The 17,965-nt window shown below is 68.1% G+C and carries 15 protein-coding genes; 11 read left to right on the forward strand and 4 right to left on the reverse strand.

Going from position 1 to position 17,965, the window contains the following annotated elements:
- Nucleotides 1–37 precede the first annotated feature (37 nt).
- On the reverse strand, nucleotides 38–3,190 hold the full coding sequence (locus ACWGKJ_RS15775; protein WP_385026916.1) for a DUF3427 domain-containing protein: 3,153 nt from the start codon (nucleotides 3,188–3,190) through the stop codon (nucleotides 38–40).
- A gap of 137 nt (nucleotides 3,191–3,327) precedes the next feature.
- Here ACWGKJ_RS15775 and ACWGKJ_RS15780 point away from each other — a divergent pair, with 137 nt between their 5' ends.
- Nucleotides 3,328–4,482 (forward strand): MrcB family domain-containing protein, encoded by a 1,155-nt coding sequence (locus ACWGKJ_RS15780; RefSeq protein ID WP_385026919.1) that lies wholly within the window; start codon nucleotides 3,328–3,330, stop codon nucleotides 4,480–4,482.
- A 520-nt stretch (nucleotides 4,483–5,002) separates the two neighbouring features.
- A complete protein-coding gene (locus ACWGKJ_RS15785; protein ID WP_385026921.1) occupies nucleotides 5,003–6,613 on the forward strand; it encodes an APC family permease in 1,611 nt (536 codons plus the stop codon).
- A 95-nt stretch (nucleotides 6,614–6,708) separates the two neighbouring features.
- Here ACWGKJ_RS15785 and ACWGKJ_RS15790 read toward each other — a convergent pair whose 3' ends face one another.
- A complete protein-coding gene (locus ACWGKJ_RS15790) occupies nucleotides 6,709–7,704 on the reverse strand; it encodes an SEC-C metal-binding domain-containing protein (protein ID WP_385026924.1) in 996 nt (331 codons plus the stop codon).
- A 65-nt stretch (nucleotides 7,705–7,769) separates the two neighbouring features.
- On the opposite strand from ACWGKJ_RS15790, the gene ACWGKJ_RS15795 reads away from it, so the two are divergent.
- The 7 genes from ACWGKJ_RS15795 to ACWGKJ_RS15825 all read left to right on the forward strand — a co-directional run bounded on the left by ACWGKJ_RS15795 (nucleotide 7,770) and on the right by ACWGKJ_RS15825 (nucleotide 13,757).
- Nucleotides 7,770–8,606 (forward strand): class E sortase, encoded by an 837-nt coding sequence (locus ACWGKJ_RS15795; protein ID WP_385026927.1) that lies wholly within the window; start codon nucleotides 7,770–7,772, stop codon nucleotides 8,604–8,606.
- A gap of 79 nt (nucleotides 8,607–8,685) precedes the next feature.
- The gene (locus tag ACWGKJ_RS15800; RefSeq protein ID WP_385026930.1) at nucleotides 8,686–8,922 is read left to right on the forward strand and encodes a DUF3311 domain-containing protein; all 237 of its coding nucleotides are present in this window, start codon (nucleotides 8,686–8,688) and stop codon (nucleotides 8,920–8,922) included.
- The gene (locus ACWGKJ_RS15805; protein WP_385026933.1) at nucleotides 8,919–10,454 is read left to right on the forward strand and encodes a sodium:solute symporter family protein; all 1,536 of its coding nucleotides are present in this window, start codon (nucleotides 8,919–8,921) and stop codon (nucleotides 10,452–10,454) included. The genes ACWGKJ_RS15800 and ACWGKJ_RS15805 overlap by 4 nt, the downstream gene beginning before the upstream one ends.
- Nucleotides 10,455–10,665: 211 nt before the next feature.
- A complete protein-coding gene (locus ACWGKJ_RS15810) occupies nucleotides 10,666–10,980 on the forward strand; it encodes a DUF6412 domain-containing protein (RefSeq protein WP_385026936.1) in 315 nt (104 codons plus the stop codon).
- Nucleotides 10,981–11,093: 113 nt separating this feature from the next.
- Nucleotides 11,094–11,858: a YidC/Oxa1 family membrane protein insertase gene (locus ACWGKJ_RS15815; protein ID WP_385026939.1), complete on the forward strand. Its 765-nt coding sequence runs from the start codon at nucleotides 11,094–11,096 to the stop codon at nucleotides 11,856–11,858.
- A 161-nt stretch (nucleotides 11,859–12,019) separates the two neighbouring features.
- Nucleotides 12,020–12,877 (forward strand): fumarylacetoacetate hydrolase family protein, encoded by an 858-nt coding sequence (locus ACWGKJ_RS15820; protein ID WP_385026942.1) that lies wholly within the window; start codon nucleotides 12,020–12,022, stop codon nucleotides 12,875–12,877.
- Between the two features lie 199 nt (nucleotides 12,878–13,076).
- On the forward strand, nucleotides 13,077–13,757 hold the full coding sequence (locus ACWGKJ_RS15825; RefSeq protein ID WP_385026945.1) for a TetR/AcrR family transcriptional regulator: 681 nt from the start codon (nucleotides 13,077–13,079) through the stop codon (nucleotides 13,755–13,757).
- 98 nt (nucleotides 13,758–13,855) lie between these two features.
- Here ACWGKJ_RS15825 and ACWGKJ_RS15830 read toward each other — a convergent pair whose 3' ends face one another.
- Nucleotides 13,856–14,941, reverse strand: coding sequence for a Gfo/Idh/MocA family oxidoreductase (locus ACWGKJ_RS15830; RefSeq protein WP_385025055.1), 1,086 nt, complete (start codon nucleotides 14,939–14,941; stop codon nucleotides 13,856–13,858).
- A 56-nt stretch (nucleotides 14,942–14,997) separates the two neighbouring features.
- On the opposite strand from ACWGKJ_RS15830, the gene ACWGKJ_RS15835 reads away from it, so the two are divergent.
- Nucleotides 14,998–16,212 carry an ROK family transcriptional regulator gene (locus ACWGKJ_RS15835; RefSeq protein WP_385025052.1) on the forward strand — a complete coding sequence of 405 codons (1,215 nt, stop codon included), beginning with the start codon at nucleotides 14,998–15,000 and terminating at the stop codon, nucleotides 16,210–16,212.
- 131 nt (nucleotides 16,213–16,343) lie between these two features.
- Here the strand turns inward: ACWGKJ_RS15835 and ACWGKJ_RS15840 are convergent, their stop codons facing one another.
- Nucleotides 16,344–16,724, reverse strand: a complete 381-nt coding sequence (locus ACWGKJ_RS15840) for a YybH family protein (protein WP_385025049.1) — start codon at nucleotides 16,722–16,724, stop codon at nucleotides 16,344–16,346.
- A gap of 148 nt (nucleotides 16,725–16,872) precedes the next feature.
- On the opposite strand from ACWGKJ_RS15840, the gene ACWGKJ_RS15845 reads away from it, so the two are divergent.
- Nucleotides 16,873–17,772 carry a helix-turn-helix domain-containing protein gene (locus ACWGKJ_RS15845; RefSeq protein WP_385025046.1) on the forward strand — a complete coding sequence of 300 codons (900 nt, stop codon included), beginning with the start codon at nucleotides 16,873–16,875 and terminating at the stop codon, nucleotides 17,770–17,772.
- Nucleotides 17,773–17,965: the final 193 nt, after the last annotated feature.

The following is a 17,965-nucleotide window of genomic DNA, read 5'->3' on the forward strand; positions in this document are numbered from 1 at the left end:
CGAACGCTCGGGTGTACTCGCGTGCGTCGCTATCTAACTACCCAGCGGCGATCATCGAGTACGACCAGACGTCGGCCGGAATCGTGTGTTTGAGGTCCCAGGTGATCGCCATTGGACGGCTTCCCCTATGTTCCACATAGGTGGCTGGACCGAGCAGCATCCACGGTTGGGCTCCGCCGATGTCGGTGCTCTTGTAGCGGCGGGCGAAGAGCAGTACGTGGCTGCCGTTCGCCACGTGATTCTGATAACGGACCCCCGTCGGAGATGTGTCAGAGGTCTGGTTCTGCGATTCCCAGTGAAAACGGGTCTCACTCAATGCGTAATCGCGGTAACGAGTCTGCGGCGAGAAGTCCTTCTCATCCTTATCGATGGTGATGAGGAGAGCATCGGTCTGGGTGGACTCGCACCACTTCACCCCCTCTCGGAAGTCTCCCGGCATGAAGCCACCGACGAATGATTGGCCGAGCGCTGGCAAGATCTCCTCGCGGCTGTACGAGGCGTGGACGGCGAGTGGTAGGCCGGCGTGGTCGCCCAGGAGCGGAACGGGGATGTGTTCGGTGTGGTCCAGGTTGTAGTCCAGCACTTGCCGTACCTCGCTGCGAAATGCGGACTGACTGCGAAGGGTGTCGAAGCCTTCGTCGTAGCTTGTGAACCCTTTGCGTGTGGTGCCTCCCAGCGGCCAGAGCTGGAAGAAGAGCATGCGAGCGTACGCCTGGCCCTGTTCACTGAGTTCGTCGTATCGCGGAGCATCATCCTGGAGGAGGCGCTTGTACTCCGCGACCCGCAGTTGGTCATCTACGTGCAGAAAGGCGGGCACGCGCTTGAGGAGGGCTGACTCTCCTTCTACTCCCTCCCTCGTCATGAGACCTGCGCGGCGCAAAATTCCTGTCCAAGAGTTTCCGTTCCCTTTGTAGAGCTCCTTAATTTCTCGCCCGCTCTCTTCCAGATAGCGAGCGATGAGCGGTTCAGCGTAGGCGGATACCTCGCGCGCAAGCGTGGTGACGTTGACGCCGATCTGATCCTTGATGTTGGAGATGATCGTCGCCTTAGCCTTCTCTTCAAGCATGATCTGGCAGCCAGAAGGGAGCTGAGGGAAGTCGTCTGCGATGTTATCCAGGAGGCGTTTGCGACTCAGATTCGTAAGTGCACGAAACTGATTCTCAAAGCGAAATTCCTTGCGATGCTGACCAATGAAGTCCAGCACGGTCAGCACGGACTTGTTCTCGTAGTGGCGGAGCCCCCGGCCCAGCTGTTGGAGGAAGACGGTCGCACTGGAGGTCGGCCTGAGGAGGAGAAGTGTATCCACGCTGGGTATGTCGAGCCCTTCATTGAAGAGATCGACCGAGAAGATCACCTGAAGCTTTCCAGCACTGAGCTCGGCGAGGGCCTGTCTACGTTGCTCGGATGGGGTTTCTCCGGAGATGGCCACGGCGTTGAGCCCAGCAGTGCGGAAGTACTCGGCCATGAAGTGCGCGTGGGCCACTGAGACACAGAATCCAAGTGCTCGCATGGTGGCCAGGCTTGTGATCTTCTCCTCCACGGCCTGCACTACCAGGCGGGCTCGTGCGTCATTGCCGGTGAGGACATTACTCAAGGCCGCGGAGTCGTAGGCTCCACGCTTCCATTCGATGGCACTTAGGTCGGTGTTGTCGCTGATGCCGAAGTAATGGAAGGGGCAGAGCAGGCCGTTCTCAAGGGCCTCCCAGAGGCGCATCTCGGCGGCGATCCGACCGTCGAAAAACTCATCCTGAATGTTCTTTCCGTCCATCCGCTCCGGCGTTGCCGTCAGTCCTAGCAGTTGCTTCGGGATGAAGTGGTCAAGGATTTTCCGATACGTCGGTGAAGTTCCATGGTGGAACTCATCGATCACGATCACATCGAAGTGGTTCGGGTTGAGTTGATCGAGCATTCGCGTATTAAGTGACTGTACGCTGGCGAAGACATGAGACCAGCGCTCGGGGATTTCTCCACCATGTAGCTCCTCTCCGAAGTTGGCATCAACAAGAACGTTCTGGTACGTCCGCAATGACTGTTGAAGAATCTCTTTGCGATGAGCCACGAAAAGAAGACGAAGATCTTTTCCTGCTTCAGTACGTAGCGCCTTGTAGTCGAGAGCCGCCATAACGGTCTTTCCCGTACCGGTGGCTGCTACCAGGAGATTGTGCTTGCGGCCGTGAATGTCTCGTTCCACCTGTAGGCGTTCCAGCATGTCCCGTTGATGTGGGTACGCGGTCACTTCGCGCGTGGACAGCGTGATCTCAGAGCCGCCTGACCTCGGCGTCCCCTTACTTGCCAGACCAAGAGCCTCGTCAAGACGCTGCGCGTCTCGTTCGGGATCGTATGACTCGAAACTTGGGTCGCTCCAGTAGGAGTCGAAGGTCGCTTCAAATTTCCTTAGCACGTCCGGCGTGGAGACGGAGGACAGCCGTACGTTCCATTCCAGGCCGTCGAGCAGAGCGGCCTTGGAGAGGTTCGAGCTTCCAACGTACGCAGTGTCGTATCCGCTGTTGCGGCGGAAGAGCCAGGCTTTGGCGTGGAGGCGTGTTGAACGCAGTTCGTAGCTGATCTTCACCTGTGCGTGGTACCGCTGCACCAAGCGGTCGAGGGCCTTGCGCTCTGTGGCGCCGATGTAGGTGGTCGTGATCACACGGAGAGGAACCCCGCGGTGGTGCGCGGTCTGCATCGCCTGCTCTAGCACCCGGAGCCCGGTCCAGCGTACGAAGGCGCAGAGCAGATCAACACGGTCTGCTGTAGCGAGCTCGGCACGTAGCTCGAATCCCAGACTTGGGTCCTCTGGGGAGTTGGTGATCAACGCACTCTCGGACAGGGGTGTCGCCGGCCGGATCGCATAGACGCCTGATGTCTCTTGCTCGGCAACCGCGAGGAGTTGGCGTGGCCCCTCGGCGACGAGATCTATCCACTCGCGAGCTCCTTCGATGGTGTTGAGGGAGTTCAAAATCTGGTTGACCGCGAGGACTTGCTCTTCAAAGGCGAGGCCCTGGAGTACTCGACGCACGATCTCGGCGATGTGGCGCGACAGGACGTGTGGTGAGGACTCCTCGCCCACCAGGCTGTCGATGGCTCTCCAGCCCTCAGCCTCAAGCTCCACGATCCGCTTCCGGAGCCGATGTGTGATCAGCGTCTCGTACAGACCAACTGCCGGTGCTGCATCGGTGAACTCATGGGGCATAGCGGCACCTCTCGCCAGACGATCACTGTGTCCGTTTTACCAAGCGCCACCGACAACCGACCGGGCTCGGATGGAAGGCGATCAGTTCAGACCGTTGGATGCGTCGAGAGCGATCTAATCTTTTAGCAAAAACAGACATGTTCGAATATCTTTCGATCGTGACTATGCGCGAACTGCTCATCGAGGTAGCTGGAACCTACGACCAGGGGGCCGGCACGGGCGCCGACGTAGCTGGCCAGTTGGTCTTGCGCGGTGTAGCCCAGCGGACCGATCTGTCGTGTCCGGAAGGGTTCGTCATCCGCGGGTACGGCGGGCAGGGCTCGGCCAGTACCTGCCCTTGGATCGGCGTATTCGACCCGGTGATCAACGACGACCCCAAGACCGGTCTCTACGTCGCCTTCATCTTCAGCGCGGACCTGTCAGCCGTGACGCTCACGCTCCAGCAGGGCGTCACAGAGTTGGAACCCAAGTTCTCGAAGAGGCGAGACTTCTACTCCTACCTCGAGGGCAAAGCCGTCGAGCTCCGTAGCACGCTCCCCGACATCCTGCTGGATGGCTGGCAGGCCCGGCCGCTCTTCGGCTCGACGAATGACCGGCCGTTGGCCTACGAAGCCGCCAGCGTTGCTGCACGTCGGTACGAGATCGGCGCAATGCCGTCAGACGCTGCTCTCCATGCGGACCTCAAGCACGTCGCCAATCTCCTCCAGCGGGTCTCGGCGAGTGGACGCGCCATGGAGATCGACTGGTCGGACCATGGGCTCGTCCTGAACTTCAAAGGGGACAGTCACAGCAAGAGCGGGGGGCTGGGCGGCTTCGTGCCGAAAGACAGCAGCGAGTACAAGGTGAAGATCCCCGCTAGAGAAGCGATGAGATCCAAGGACCATGAGCGCCTGATCGCCGAGTTCGGGCCCTATGTCGCAGCACGCGGGTTCGCCCCGAAGAACCAGGGTGTTCATCCCAAGGACGTCACGTTGCAGTTGGCCGGTGAGCCGAAAGGGCCGCAGGAGGAGTGGCTGGTGGAGGCCAAGGTGGTGCGGAAGGGCAATGTCACTCAGGCGGTCCGGGAGGCGGTGGGCCAGCTCAAGGAGTACAGCTACTTCCTCTACGGAGAGAGCAAGCTGCCTCGACCGCATCTGTTGGGGCTCTTCACGGAAGATATCGGGGCGTATGCCACGTACCTTGAGGCGGAGGGCATTGCTTCCCTCTGGCAGACGGAAGACGGCTGGGCGGGCTCGCCGATGGCTGTCTCTTGGGGCCTAGTTGAGCCCTCCGGATTGTTCGCTGATCTGTAGCTGAGCGCGGCTCGCGCTGGCTCGCCCCATTCCGTGCAAGCAGGGAGTGGAGGACGGGGTGAGTCAGGGTGCGAGCGTCGCCCTTGGTGAGGGCCGCATGGGCGGCGTCCGGTTCGTCGTGGGCCTTCAGGGTCCCCGTGATGATCGCCTCAGCGCGCCGGCTCCGCCGGCCCGAGGCCCAGATCACCGTGAGTGGTGTCGGCTGACCGGGAAGCGATGGCCACAGGTCACAGCTCGATCGAACACGCTCGGAATTGACCGGACTTGCACGCCGGTTTCTGGGTACGTGCGCCGTACAGGAATGCCGATCTCTCTCGGTGAGCGGCGTGCGGAGCTGATGTATGGTCTCCCGTCGCGTTGCCCCCGGAGGGCAGTCCCGACCCGATCGAGTAGCTGTGCGGGAGAAGTCGTGGACCCGATGGCTCGGCCAGGCCGGGGCGCAGGGACAAAGGGATGCCGTATGGCTGATATATCCAACTCCCCGAGCGAAGCCTCGGAGAAACCAAGACTGCGGCGAGACATGGGCCGGATCAGTCTGCTGTTCGCCGGTGTGGGATCGATCATCGGATCCGGCTGGCTCTTCGGTGCACTCAATGCGGCCAAGCTGGCCGGGCCGGCTTCGATCTTCTCCTGGGCGATCGCCGCCGTGATGATTCTGCTCATCGGGCTGTGTTTCGCCGAGTTGGGGACCATGTTCCCGGTATCCGGTGGAGTGGTGCGTTTTCCGCATATCTCCTTCGGGTCGTTCGCCAGTTACACCATGGGGTGGATCAACTGGATCGCTGCGGCGACCGTGGCCCCCATCGAGGTGGAAGGTGCCCTTCAATACGCCACTAAATGGGCAGATTTCACTGAGTTCCATCCGAAAAGCGGGGCGCACACCCTGACGACGCTCGGCTATGTGATCGCGGTCATCGCGATGGCGTTCTTCGTGGCGTTGAACTACTTCGGCATCCGCTGGTTCGCCCGGGTCAACAATGCGCTGGTGTGGTGGAAGCTGGCGGTCATCATCCTGGTGGTCGTCGCCTTCGCCGTCACGGCGTTCCACGGCCGGAACTTCACCGCCTCGGAGTACGGCGGGTTCGCACCGGGTGGGATGAAGGGTATTTTCACGGCCATCTCGACCGCTGGAATCACCTTCTCCTTCCTCGGCTTCCGGCAGGGCGTCGAGCTGGCGGGTGAGACGGACAACCCCAAGCGCAATGTCCCGTTCGCGGTCATCGGTTCGGTGCTGGTCACCGGGGTGATCTACATCCTGCTTGAGATCGCCTTCATCGCCTCGGTCCCGGGGCACGATCTGAAGTCCTCCGGCGGCTGGCTGAGCCTGACGTTCGCCAACGACTTCGGCCCGCTGGCGGCCATTTCCAGTGCTATCGGGCTCGGCTGGCTGGCGTACATCCTCTATGTCGACGCGGTGATCTCCCCTGCGGACACCGGACTGGTCTACACGACGGTCACGGCCCGTATCTCGTACGCCATGGGGCAGAACGGGAACGCGCCGAAGGCGCTGACGAAGACGACCTCGCGGGGCGCGCCGATGATCAGTCTGGTCGTCACGTTCGTGCTGGGGCTGATCGTCTTCCTGCCCTTCCCGAGCTGGCAGCAGTTGGTCGGGTTCATCACCTCGGCGACGGTGCTGTCCTTCGGCTCAGGCCCGGTCGTGCTGGCTGCGATGCGGCGCCAGATTCCGGACTGGAACCGGCCGTTCCGGGTGCCTGGCGGCGATGTGATTCCGTTCCTCGGGCTGTACTCGGCGAACCTGATCGTCTACTGGGCCGGCTGGAACACCAACTGGAAGCTGTTCGCGACCATCGGCATCGGCTTCGTTCTGCTGGCCGTCTTCGAGCTCACCGACAAGGGCCGGGCCCCGAAGCTGGACTGGCGGGCGGGGTTGCCTTGGGTGGCACCGTGGTTGGTGGGCCTGGCGCTCATCAGCTGGGTGGGCGATTACGACGGCGGCCTGGGCTACATCGGGCTCGGCTGGGGCTTCCTGGTCAACCTGGTCCTCGCCGCGATCGTCTATCTGCTGGCGCTGAGGTCCAGGCTTCCTGTGGAGCGGGTGGAGCGCCATATCGAGGAGGCCCGCGCCGAGGCCCGGGTCGAGGAAGAGCAGCTGGGGCTGGCTGAGTAACCGGGTGCCCCTCCTGATGGTGGTGAGCGGCGCCTGCGTCCGGGTGCCGCTCACCGCCTCGGGACAACCGCCTCGGGAAATACCCGGCGGCGCCGCTACGCCCCGTGGCACTCCCGGTAGGCCGTCCCCGCCCCGCACCAGCACCCCGCGTTCCGGGCCGGGGGCCACGGGACGGCGCGGCCGCGGGCTGCCAGGGTGGTGGCGTACTGGGGGAGCAGGGATGTTTCCGCCGGGGACGCCGACTCGGAGGCCGCGAAGGCTTCGTACGACGGGATGCTGCCGGTCACGATGCCCAGGTTCTTCGTGCCGGTGGCCGACAGTTCCCGCAGGGCCGATTCGATCTCGATCAGGTGGGTCGCGTGTGAGGGGTACTCCGACTCCAGGGGCGGGTACGCCGCCAGGAGTTCGGTGAGTTCCGCGGCCTCCCAGTGCAGGACGGCCACCGGGAACGGGCGGGACAGGGCTGCCCGGTAGGTTCCCAACTCCGACTGGAGGCGGGCGATTTCCGCGCGCAGTACGGCCGGGTCGTTCGAGCCGAGGGCCCACAGCCGGTTCGGGTCGTGGAGTTCGTCCAGGCTGATGTCGCCCGTGTGCAGGGAGTCCGCCAGGGCGTCCCAGGCGTCGTGCTCGTGGCCCAGGGCCCTGCTGACGCGGTGGCGGCCGGTGAGGAGGGCCTGGGCCGCGTACGGGACCTCGTCCGCCGGGTCGACCAGCAGGGTCAGGGCCCTGGTGAACGTGGCGTGGGCGGCGTCCGGTTCGTCGTGGGCCTCCAGGGTCTCCGCGACGATCGCCCAGGGGGCCGGGTCCTGCGGGGTCGAGGCCCGGATGCCGTCGATCATGGCGCGGGCCTCCGCCTCGTGGCCGTACTCCCACAGGTTGGCGGCCTGCAGGGCCTTGATCAGGGCCAGGTTCTCGGCCGGGCCCGAAAGCAGCCGGTCGTAGAGCGTCGTGGCGCGGGCGCGGTCGCCGGCCAGTTCCAGGTGGGCCGCGGCCTGGAGCAGCAGCGGCTCCTGGTCCTCCGGGTACTGCTCGGCGGTGCGCAGCAGGCGCTCGGCTTCGGCGTGGTGATCAGCGGGAGTGTCGGGGCGCATGCTCCACACCGTACTGCCGTACGGGCCTATGGAGACTTCGGGATCCAGCGCTTATCGTGCGGCCCGTGCAGCAGCCGACGCGGGACGCGATTCCGGGAGTGGTGCAGCGGGCGGCATCCCGGCGCCGTACGGTCCTCGCGCGCGGGCTGTGGACCGGCGCCGAGGTGACCGTGACGCTGGGCCTGATCGTGCTGCTCTTCGTCGTGCAGCAGCTGTGGTGGACCAACCGCGAGGCCCGGCAGGGCGCCGCGCACCAAGTGCGGGCGCTGGAGCGGCAGTGGGACGCCGGGGCGGCGCACGGTGGTGGTGCGGACGGTACGGATGTGACTCCTGCCACTCCGTCGCCCGGACCGGGAAGCGGCTCCGGACCAGGCGGCGCTGCGGGCGGCCGGTCGCGGGCGGCGGCAGGGAGCGGTACGGCCGGCCGGCAGTCCGCGCGCGGCCCCGTCTGGGACAAGGCGTACGCGGTGATCCGTATCCCGCGCATCGGGATCACCGCGCCGATCGCCCAGGGGGTGAGCAAGCAGAATGTGCTCAACAAGGGGTATGTGGGGCATTACGTACAGACAGCCGGGCCCGGCCAAGCGGGGAACTTCGCGCTCGCCGGGCACCGCAACACCCATGGTGAACCGTTCCGTTACATCAACCGGCTGCGCCACGGCGACATTGTCACCGTCGAGACCGGCAGCGCGGTGTACACGTACGTTGTCGACAAGGGGCTCCCGCAGACCTCGGCGCGCGACAGCGGGGTGATCGCGCCGGTGCCGCGCAGCACCGTCAAGCCGCAGTACGGCTACCGCACCCCGGGCTACTACCTGACGCTGACGACCTGCACCCCCGAGTACACATCGCGCTACCGGCTCGCCGTCTGGGCCACTCTGCGGTCCATGCGGCCCCGTTGAGCGGGGACGGGGAACCCGCGCCGTCCGCTCCCGGGACCGTGATCTGCCCCGGGGGCCGTAAACCGCCTAAGGTCGCTACGTGTTGAGACGTCGTCCTCAGTTGTTGTGGCTGCTTGTGCCCTTTGTGCTGTTCCTGGGGGCGGTGCCGTTCGTCAATCGGGTGCGGCCCGTGCTGCTCGGGCTGCCCTTCCTCTTCCTCTGGATGATCGCGGCCACGCTCCTCACGCCGCTCGCCGTCTGGCTCACCCACCGGGCGGACCGGCGTGCGTACGGGAGCGCGGCCCAGGGCGCGGACCGGCGGGGTGAGCGCCCGTGAATGCCGCTGTCGCCACTTCGATCTTCGCGGTCTTCATGGTCGCCACCGTCGTCCTCGGCCTGGTCGCCGTGCGCGGCGGCCGGACCGGCGGGCTCGCCGAGTGGTCCGTGGGCGGGCGCAGCCTCGGCCCGGTCTTCATCTGGGTGCTGATGGCCGGCGAGGGCTACACCAGCTTCAGCTACCTCGGCGCGGCCGGCTGGGGCTACAACTACGGCGCCCCGGTGCTGTATGTGGTCGCGTACATGTCCTGCGGATACGCCATCGGCTATCTGGCCGGGCCGACGCTCTGGGCGTATGCCCGCCGGCACGACCTCGTCTCGGTCACGGACATGATCGCCCACCGGTACGGCAGGCCCTGGCTCGGTGCGGCCGTCGCCGTCCTCGCGACCGTCTTCCTGCTCCCGTACATCCAGCTCCAGATCACCGGCATGGGCGTCGTCGTCTCGACCATCTCGTACGGGGCGATCAGTCTCAACTGGGCCTATTTCGTGGCCTTCGCCGTCACCACGGGCTTCGTCGTGATCAGCGGACTCCGGGGGAGCGCCTGGGTCTCCGTGCTCAAGGACGCGCTCGTCATCGGCACGCTCGCCTTCCTCGCCCTCTATGTGCCGCTGCACTACTTCGACGGGTACGGGGACTTCCTGCACCGGGTCGTCACCGAGAAGGGCGACTGGCTGACCTTCCCCGGCCACGGGGGCGGCGGGCCGGGCGGCAGCGGACTCGGGCAGTCCTGGTACGTGACGACCTCGCTGCTCAACGCGCTGACCGTGGTGATCTTCCCGACCACCGTCGCCGGATACCTCGGAGCGCGCAGCGCCGATGTGCTGCGCAAGAACGCGGTCTGGCTGCCCGCGTACAACATCCTGCTCTTCGTCCCGATGTTCCTGGGGCTCGCCGCCCTGTTCGTGGTGGGACACCTGACCGGCGCCGAGTCCAATCTGGCGCTCTTCAAACTGGTGGTGGACTCGCTGCCGGCCTGGGTGGTCGGCGTCATCGGGGTCGCCGCCGCGCTCTCCTCGATCGTGCCCATGGCCATCTTCATGCTGGTCATCGGCACGATGTGGGGGCGCAGCGTGCTCTCGCTCGTCCCGCGCCTGCGCGAGCGGCAGAAGGGCGCGTCGCAGGGGGTGGTCGTCGTCGCCGGCACGCTGGCGCTGCTTCTGACGTACACCGCGCCGAACACGCTGGTACGGCTGTCGCTCATCTCGTACGAGGGGATGGCGCAGCTGCTGCCGATGCTGCTGCTCGGTCTCGTGTGGCGCAGGCTGACGCTGCTCGGCGCGGGGAGCGGTCTGGTCGTCGGGGTGGGGGTGGTGTGCGCCTTCGTGTTCAGCGAGCACGATCCGGTGTGGGGTGTGAACGCGGGGATCGTGGCGCTCGGCGCCAATCTGCTGGTCGCACTGGCCGTGACGTACGCCGGGCCGCGCGACCGCGACCCACGGTCGGACGGGGAACTCCTCGCGCGCGATCCGATCGGGGAGGGCGCGGGGGCGGTCGACGGCGGGGCCGAGGGGGCCGGGGTCCCCGGCTGACGCCGGGGGCGGGACGCATCCCGGCTGATGGGAACCTGCGGGAGCCCAGCGAATCCGGTCGTCCTGGTCCGGTCGTGTATAACGGCTGGAGATACGTTTTTCGACAGTGCGTACGCGGTGCCCGTGCGACAGAGGCGCCGGAAGCAGACACCGGAAGCAGACACCAAAGCACCGGAAGTACCGGAAGCGAACACCGGAGAGGACGGGAACCATGGCCACACGCCTCATGCGGCTGTCCCGTCCCGCCCTGGCACTGCTCGTGCTCCTGCTCGCCCAGGCGCTGCTCGTCGAGGGCGGCATGCTCTCCTCGGCCGTCGCACTCGCCGCCACCGCCGCGGTCGGGTCCGCGCTCGCCGCCTGTGCGCTGCTCACCTCCCGTACCGCGCCCGCCGTGGCGCGCACCCGGATCCGTACGGCCATCCGCGACCGGGAGCGGCGCACGGCCTTCCTGCCGCAGCGTGATCCCGACGCCTCGGGCAGGCCAAGGCCCCGAGCGCCCGGTCGTCCCGTCCCGACGGCCGCGTAGGACCCCCCTCCGCACCCCAGCTGCGCCCAGCTGCACCCCGGTTCCCGCCGCGGTCCGTCACGCCGACATGTCTTCCTGTCCGGCCCGCGACGAGACCCCCGGAGGGTTTTCCCGTGTTCTCTTCCTTCTTCGCTGCGTTCGCCAGCCTGGTCACGCACTTCGCCGACCTGCTCCAGCCGCTCTTCCACGGTTCGGCGACCGCCGCCGCGATCATTCTCTTCACCGCCTGCGTACGGCTCGCCGTGCACCCTCTGTCGCGGGCCACGGCCCGTGGCCAGAAGGCCCGCACCAAGCTCGCCCCGCGCGTGGCCGAACTGCGCAAGAAGCACGCCAAGGACCCGCAGAAGATGCAGAAGGCCATCATGGAGCTGCACGCCGAGGAGCAGATCTCGCCGCTCGGCGGCTGTCTGCCGAGCCTGCTGCAGATGCCCGCGTTCTTCGTCACGTACCACCTGTTCTCCAGCGCGCACATCGGCGGCTCGGACAATTCCCTGCTCGGCCACACCCTCATGGGCAGCCCCCTCGGTGGCCGGCTGAAGGACGCCATCGGGCACGGCGGACTCCTCGGTGAACAAGGCGTCGTCTATCTGGTGCTCTTCGTGATCGTCGCGGCCGTCGCCACCTTCAGCTACGGCCGCACCAAGCGGATGATGGCCGCCGCTCCGGCCCCCGCCGTCGAGGGGCCCGGCGCCGGAGCGATGGGCGCGATGACGAAGGTGATGCCGCTGATGTCGTTCGCGACGCTCCTCACGGTCGCCTATGTGCCGCTCGCCGCCGCGCTGTACGTCGTCACCAGCACCACCTGGACCGCCGTCGAGCGCGCCTTCCTCTACCGGGACACGGCGCCCGCCGCCGCGGCCGTCGCCAGCCCGATGTAGGGGGTTCGTCCGGGGAGCGCGGGCCGTCCGGTCCCTGAAGGGGCGGTGGTCCAGCTTGTGAACGGGGTCTTGCGGCCTGGACATCGAAATTGGAGGATCAGCCAATCCCCCGATGGCCGCATCCCATCGGCCGGACCGGTCCAATCGTTGGGAGACTGACCATGAAGCTGCTGCGTGTAGGAACGGCCGGGGCCGAGCGCCCCGCACTGCTCGACGCAGACGGAACCCTCCGTGACCTCTCCGCGCTGGTCACGGACATCGACGGAGAGCTGCTCGCCGACGCGGCGGCGCTCGACCGGATACGGGCCGCCGCGGGCGCCGGGGTGCTGCCCGCCATCGAGGGCGAGACGCCGCGCACCGGGCCGCCGGTCGGCCGGATCGGCAAGATCGTCTGTATCGGGCTGAACTACCACGACCACGCCACGGAGACCGGCGCGGACATCCCCGCCGAGCCGATCGTCTTCATGAAGGCGCCGGACACGGTCGTCGGCCCCGACGACACCGTTCTCGTACCCCGGGGCAGCGAGAAGACCGACTGGGAGGTCGAGCTGGCCGTCGTCATCGGGCGTACGGCCCGCTACCTCGGGTCGGCCGATGAGGCTCTCGGCCATGTCGCCGGGTACGCGGTCGCGCACGACGTGTCGGAGCGCGCCTTCCAGATCGAGCGCGGCGGCCAGTGGGACAAGGGGAAGAACTGCGAGACGTTCAATCCGCTCGGCCCCTGGCTGGTGACCGCCGACGAGGTGGCCGATCCGCAGGCGCTCCCGCTGAGGCTCTGGGTGAACGGTGAGCTGAAGCAGGACGGCACGACCGCCGACCAGATCTTCCCGGTCGGTGAGGTGGTGCGGTATCTGAGCCAGTTCATGACGCTGTACCCGGGCGACGTGATCAACACCGGGACACCCGCCGGGGTGGCGATGGGGCAGCCCGAACCCAAGCCGTATCTGCGGGCCGGGGATGTCGTGGAGCTGGAGATCGAAGGGCTCGGACGGCAGCGGCAGCCGCTCAAGGACGCGTAACGGTCCGTTCGTTCGGGCTGTCCGGCTCGTTACGGGGCGGGTCGGCGGGTCGGCGGGTCGGCGGGTCGATGGTCGGTCATAGGCCCGCCGGCGCTCGGGCAGGGCCCCTGAGCCGGGGGGCGGCCTGCGGGCGCGGTGGGGTTCTCTGGGCTACAACGTACGTTGTAGATAGGGTGAGGCCCATGACGAAGGAGCGGCGATGACCAGCACAGGTGCAGGGGGAGAGGTGCCGGCCGCGCCCCGCCGGGCCAGGAGGCCGGACAAGGCCGCGTCCCTCTCGCACGCCGCCTGCGAGGTGTTCGGGCGCGACGGCTACACCCGCGCGAGCATCGACACCATCGCGGCCGAGGCGGGGGCCTCCACCCGCACGCTCTACAACCACTTCCCCGGCGGCAAGGAAGAACTCTTCCGTACGGTGGTGCAGTGGAGTTCCGGCCAGATGCGGGATGCCCAACTCGCCCTGCTGGCAAGGTATCTGGACCCGGGGCGGCTGCCGCGCCCGGCGGATCTGGAGCGGGATCTGCTCGCACTCGCCCGAGCCTGGGTCGGACTGATGGCGGAGTTCCGCGACCACTTCTCGCTGGTGCGCCACATCTACGCCGAGGCCGGGCATGTCCCCGCCGAGGTCCTGGACGACTGGCAGGAGGCGGGGCCGCGCGCGGTGGGGCGGCGGTTCGCCGTCGCGATGGCCGCGCTGGACACGGCGGGACTGGTCGATGCGCACGGTGACCCGGCCCAGGCCGCCGCGCACTTCATGGCCCTGACGTCGACCGATATCGTGCACCGGTCGTACTGGGGCATCAGCCCGCTGCCGCCGGGGGAGGCCGACCGGATCACGGCGGTCGGGGTGCGGGTCTTTCTGCGGGCGTACGGGCGCTGAACCGGCGTGGGGGACGGGGACGTCGGCGGGTGCGCGGGCCGTCCGGGGTGCGCGGGGCGTACGGGCCGTCAGGGACGTAACGGCCCGTACGCCGGTACTCACAGTTCGCCCGTGAGCTCCACGGTCACTCCGTCACGCGCGGAGGTCCGTGCCGCTTCGATCACATCAAGGGTCGCCGCCGCCTCCTCCGCCGTGACCGGCGGCCGGCCACCCTCGCGCAGGGCCTTCGCGACACCCGCGTAGTACGCCGGATAGTCACCGGGCAGGGTCGGTACGGGCGAACCGCCGCCCGTCAGCGGGGACTCGCCCGCACCGATGCGGCCCCACAGCGACTCGGGCTCCTCGCCCCAGTGTGCCGAGGCCGAGGGGCGCGCACCCTCGCGCAGGGCCGCCTCCTGGGGGTCGAGGCCGTGCTTCACATAGCCGGCCGCCGAGCCGAGCACCCGGAAGCGCGGGCCGAGTTGGGCGGTGGTGGCGGAGGCGTACAGATGGGAACGGACGCCGTTCGCATGGGTGAGGGCGATGAAGGTGTCGTCGTCGGCGCGGGCGCCGGGGCGCCGGACGTCCGCCTCCGCGTACACCCGGACCGCCGGGCCGAAGAGGACGAGCGCCTGGTCGACGATATGGCTGCCCAGGTCGTAGAGGAGCCCGCCGATCTCCGACGGGTCCCCGGACTCGCGCCAGCCGCCCTTGAGCTGCGGCCGCCACCGCTCGTAGCGGGACTCGAAGCGCTGGACCTCGCCCAGTCGGCCCTCGTCGACGAGCGAGCGGAGGGTCAGGAAGTCGTTGTCCCAGCGCCGGTTCTGGAAGACGGAGAGCAGCAGCCCGCGCTCAGCGGCGAGCGCGGCCAGCCCACGGGCCTCGGCGGCCGTCCCCGCGAGCGGCTTGTCCACGACCACCGGCAGCCCGGCCCTGAGCGCGGCGGTCGCGAGCGCCACATGGGTCCGGTTCGGGGACGCGATCACGACGAGGTCCAGCTCGTCCGCGTACGTCCAGAGCTCGTCCGGGGTGGCGGCGAACCGGACGCCGGGGAACTCGGCGCGTGCCTGCTCCCGGCGCTCCTCGTTCGAGGTGACGATCGTGTCGAGGACCAGCCCTTCGGTGGCCGAGATCAGCGGTGCGTGGAAGACGGAACCCGCGAGGCCGTAGCCGACGAGTCCGACGCGGAGCGGGTGCGCAGTCATGCGAACCACTTAAGCAACGCTGTTTCCAAAGTGCAAGTGTGGCGCACAATAGGGACGTGAACAGGAGCGAAGCCGCCGGGTCCGGCGCCAATCTGCCCGTGCTGCGCAGCCATAACGCGGCGCTCGTGCTGGAACTGCTGCGTACGGCAGGGGAGGCGGGAATCAGCCGTCTCGAACTCGCCGGGCGGACGGGGCTCACCCCGCAGGCGGTCAGCAAGATCACCGCCCGGCTGCGGGCGGACGGCTTCGCGGCGGAGGCGGGTCGCCGGGCCTCGACGGGCGGCAAACCGCGCACGGTGCTGCGGCTGGTGCCGGGCGCCGCGTACGCGGTGGGGCTGCATCTGGACCGGGACCGGGTGAGCGCGGTGCTGGTGGACCTGGCCGGGGAGGTCGTCGCCGGACGGAGCGCGGAGCTGGACTTCGGGGCGGGCGCGGACGTGGTGACGGCTGCGGCGGCCGATGCGGTGTCCGGTGTGGTGGCGGGTGCGGACGGGGTGGCGGCGGGCGTCGGGTCCGGGGTGGCCGGTGCGGGAGGTGCGGGAGGTGCGGGAGGTGCGGGTCCCGTCCGGGGTGGGCCGCCCCGTGTCCTGGGGGTCGGGGTGGCGGCCCCCGGCCCGCTCGACCACGAGGCCGGGCTGCTCGGCCGGGTCACCGGCTTTCCGCAGTGGGACGGCTATCCACTGCGCGACGCGCTGGCGGAACGCCTCGGCCTGCCCGTCGTCCTCGACAAGGACACCAACGCGGCAGCTCTCGGGCCTGCGTTGCGCGGGCCCGGCGACTCGTTCGCGTATCTGCACCTGGGGACCGGGCTCGGTGCCGGGCTGGTGCTCGGGGGCGCGCTCTACCGGGGGCCCCGCACCGGCGCCGGGGAGTTCGGGCACCAGACCGTGCAGCTCGACGGGGAGCCCTGCGGCTGCGGTGGCCGTGGCTGCGTCGAGGCGCTCTGTCTGGCCGCCGTCGCCAGGGGCGACCATGCGGCGGCCGCACGTTTCCTCGGGGTGGGCGCGGTCAATCTCGTGCGGCTCCTCGATGTCGACCGGGTGCTGCTCGGGGGCCGTACGGTCGATGCGGACCCGGACGTCTTCGTACGGGGCGTGGCCGCCGTCATCGCCGAGCGCGCCCGGCAGGGAGGCGGCGGGGGACCGGTCCCCGTGGCGGCTGCGGGCGGGGGGCGGTGGTTCGTCGCGGAGGGGGCGGCACAGCTGGCGCTGGCCCCGGTGTTCGGCCGTTTCGGCCGGGCGGCGGCGCCGTTCAGCATCCGTCGTACCTGAGGGTGACGACAGTGGTACTCGGCAGCCATCAGCGGTGCTGTGGAGCACCGGTGGTCCGTCCGGCCGCTGCCGGCGGGACGGACCACCGTCAGGCCGGTGGAGGCCGGCGTGTTGCGCGTGCAGGCGGTCGCTCAGGCTGTGCCGAGCGGATTGAGTACGGCGAACCGCCAGTAGCCGTCGACTCCTCGGCACGCGACGTTGGCGGTGGTGCCGGTCGGGGCGACACGCTCGCCGTCCGGAGCGGTGACTTCGAGGGTCCAGTCGGTGACCAGCAGCGCGGCATCGGCGCCGAGCAGGGTGTGCCGGGGGGTGTTGGTGAGCCGCCCACGGGCGGCGACGGTCCCGCTGATCTCCCGGCGCAGCGCCTCGTGACCGGCGATGACCTCGCCGGCCGGCGTGCGCATGGTGGCGCCGGGTGCGAACAGGGCCAGCACGCCCTCGACGTCACCGCCGTTCAGGGCGTCCTCGAACGCGCCGGGCAGCAGTGCGGGATCGGTGATCGCAGACTTCACAGTGGTGGGTCCTTACCTGGTAGGTGCCATCGGGGGCAGGGATGCACGAGCGCGCCGCGGGTCTGGGTGGCCAGGCCGGCAGCACGCGGCGACGCCTCCACGATCCCCGCCAAAGGCTCCCGGCAACGAGGTAGAGTCGGGACCTGCCATGATCAAAATTGGACAACACGACGTCATCGACATCGCCTACCTCAATCCCGACCGGCCGCAGTTGGGCATCGAGGTCCTGACGTTCGACGTCCTGCGCCGCCGCATGAAAAGGGCGGTCGCCCGTACCGCGAGCCGGACCGACTTCCACCAACTGCTCCTCGTACGAGGCGGTGAGGCGACGATGATGGTCGATTTCGTCTCTCAGCTCTGTGCACCAGGCAGACTGCTGCATCTGCGGCCCGGCCAGGTCCAGCGGTTCCCGGCCGATGCGGAGGGCCGTCTGGCCGAACTGGATGCCGTGATGGTGCTGTTCACCGCCGCCTTCCCACCGCGCCTGCCTCAGCTTGCGTCCCTCCTCGACGGCTTCGGTCCGGAGGGCTGGACGCTGTCCCCGGACGACCATCAGGTCCTCGACCGGGCCCTGGCCGAGATCGCGGCCGAGTACCACACCCTGCAGCGCCATAGGGAGGACACGGACACCGACCTCACCACCACACTGCTTCGCCAGCTTCTCGGCGCGGTGCTGCTGCGCCTGGCCCGGCTGCCCCATCCGGCCCTTGTCGCCTCGGCGAGGACCGGCGGCGAGATCTTTTGTGCCTTCCGGTACGAGCTGGAGCGCTCCTTTGCCGCCACCCGCTCCGTGCAGAGGTACGCCGACCGACTCGGCTACTCACCACGCACCCTGACCCGGGCCTGTCAGGCCGCCACCGGCCGCACCGCCAAAGAACTCATCGACGCCCGCGCCGCCCTGGAGGCGCAGCGCCTGCTCGTGCACACCGACCTGCCCGTCGCAACGATCGGCCGGACGCTCGGATTCTCCGAACCCGCCAACTTCGGGAAGTTCTTCACCCGCGAGACCGGCGACACCCCCGGTGGTTTCCGCACCCGCTGGCGCTGAGGGCTGTCCCGTGATCCCTGGTGGAGCAGCGCGCGGCGTCAGATGCGGTGCATCGCAAGGCGGAGGGGCATCCGCATACTGGATGTATTCGGGCGTCCCGACAACGCGGCGAGGCGCCGTAGCTGTCGTCGTGCGCCCGCCAGGGATTACGGGACAGCCCTCAGCCAAGAACCAGTTCCGCCATGAACTCCCC

Source organism: Streptomyces sp. NPDC054757 (assembly GCF_053612185.1).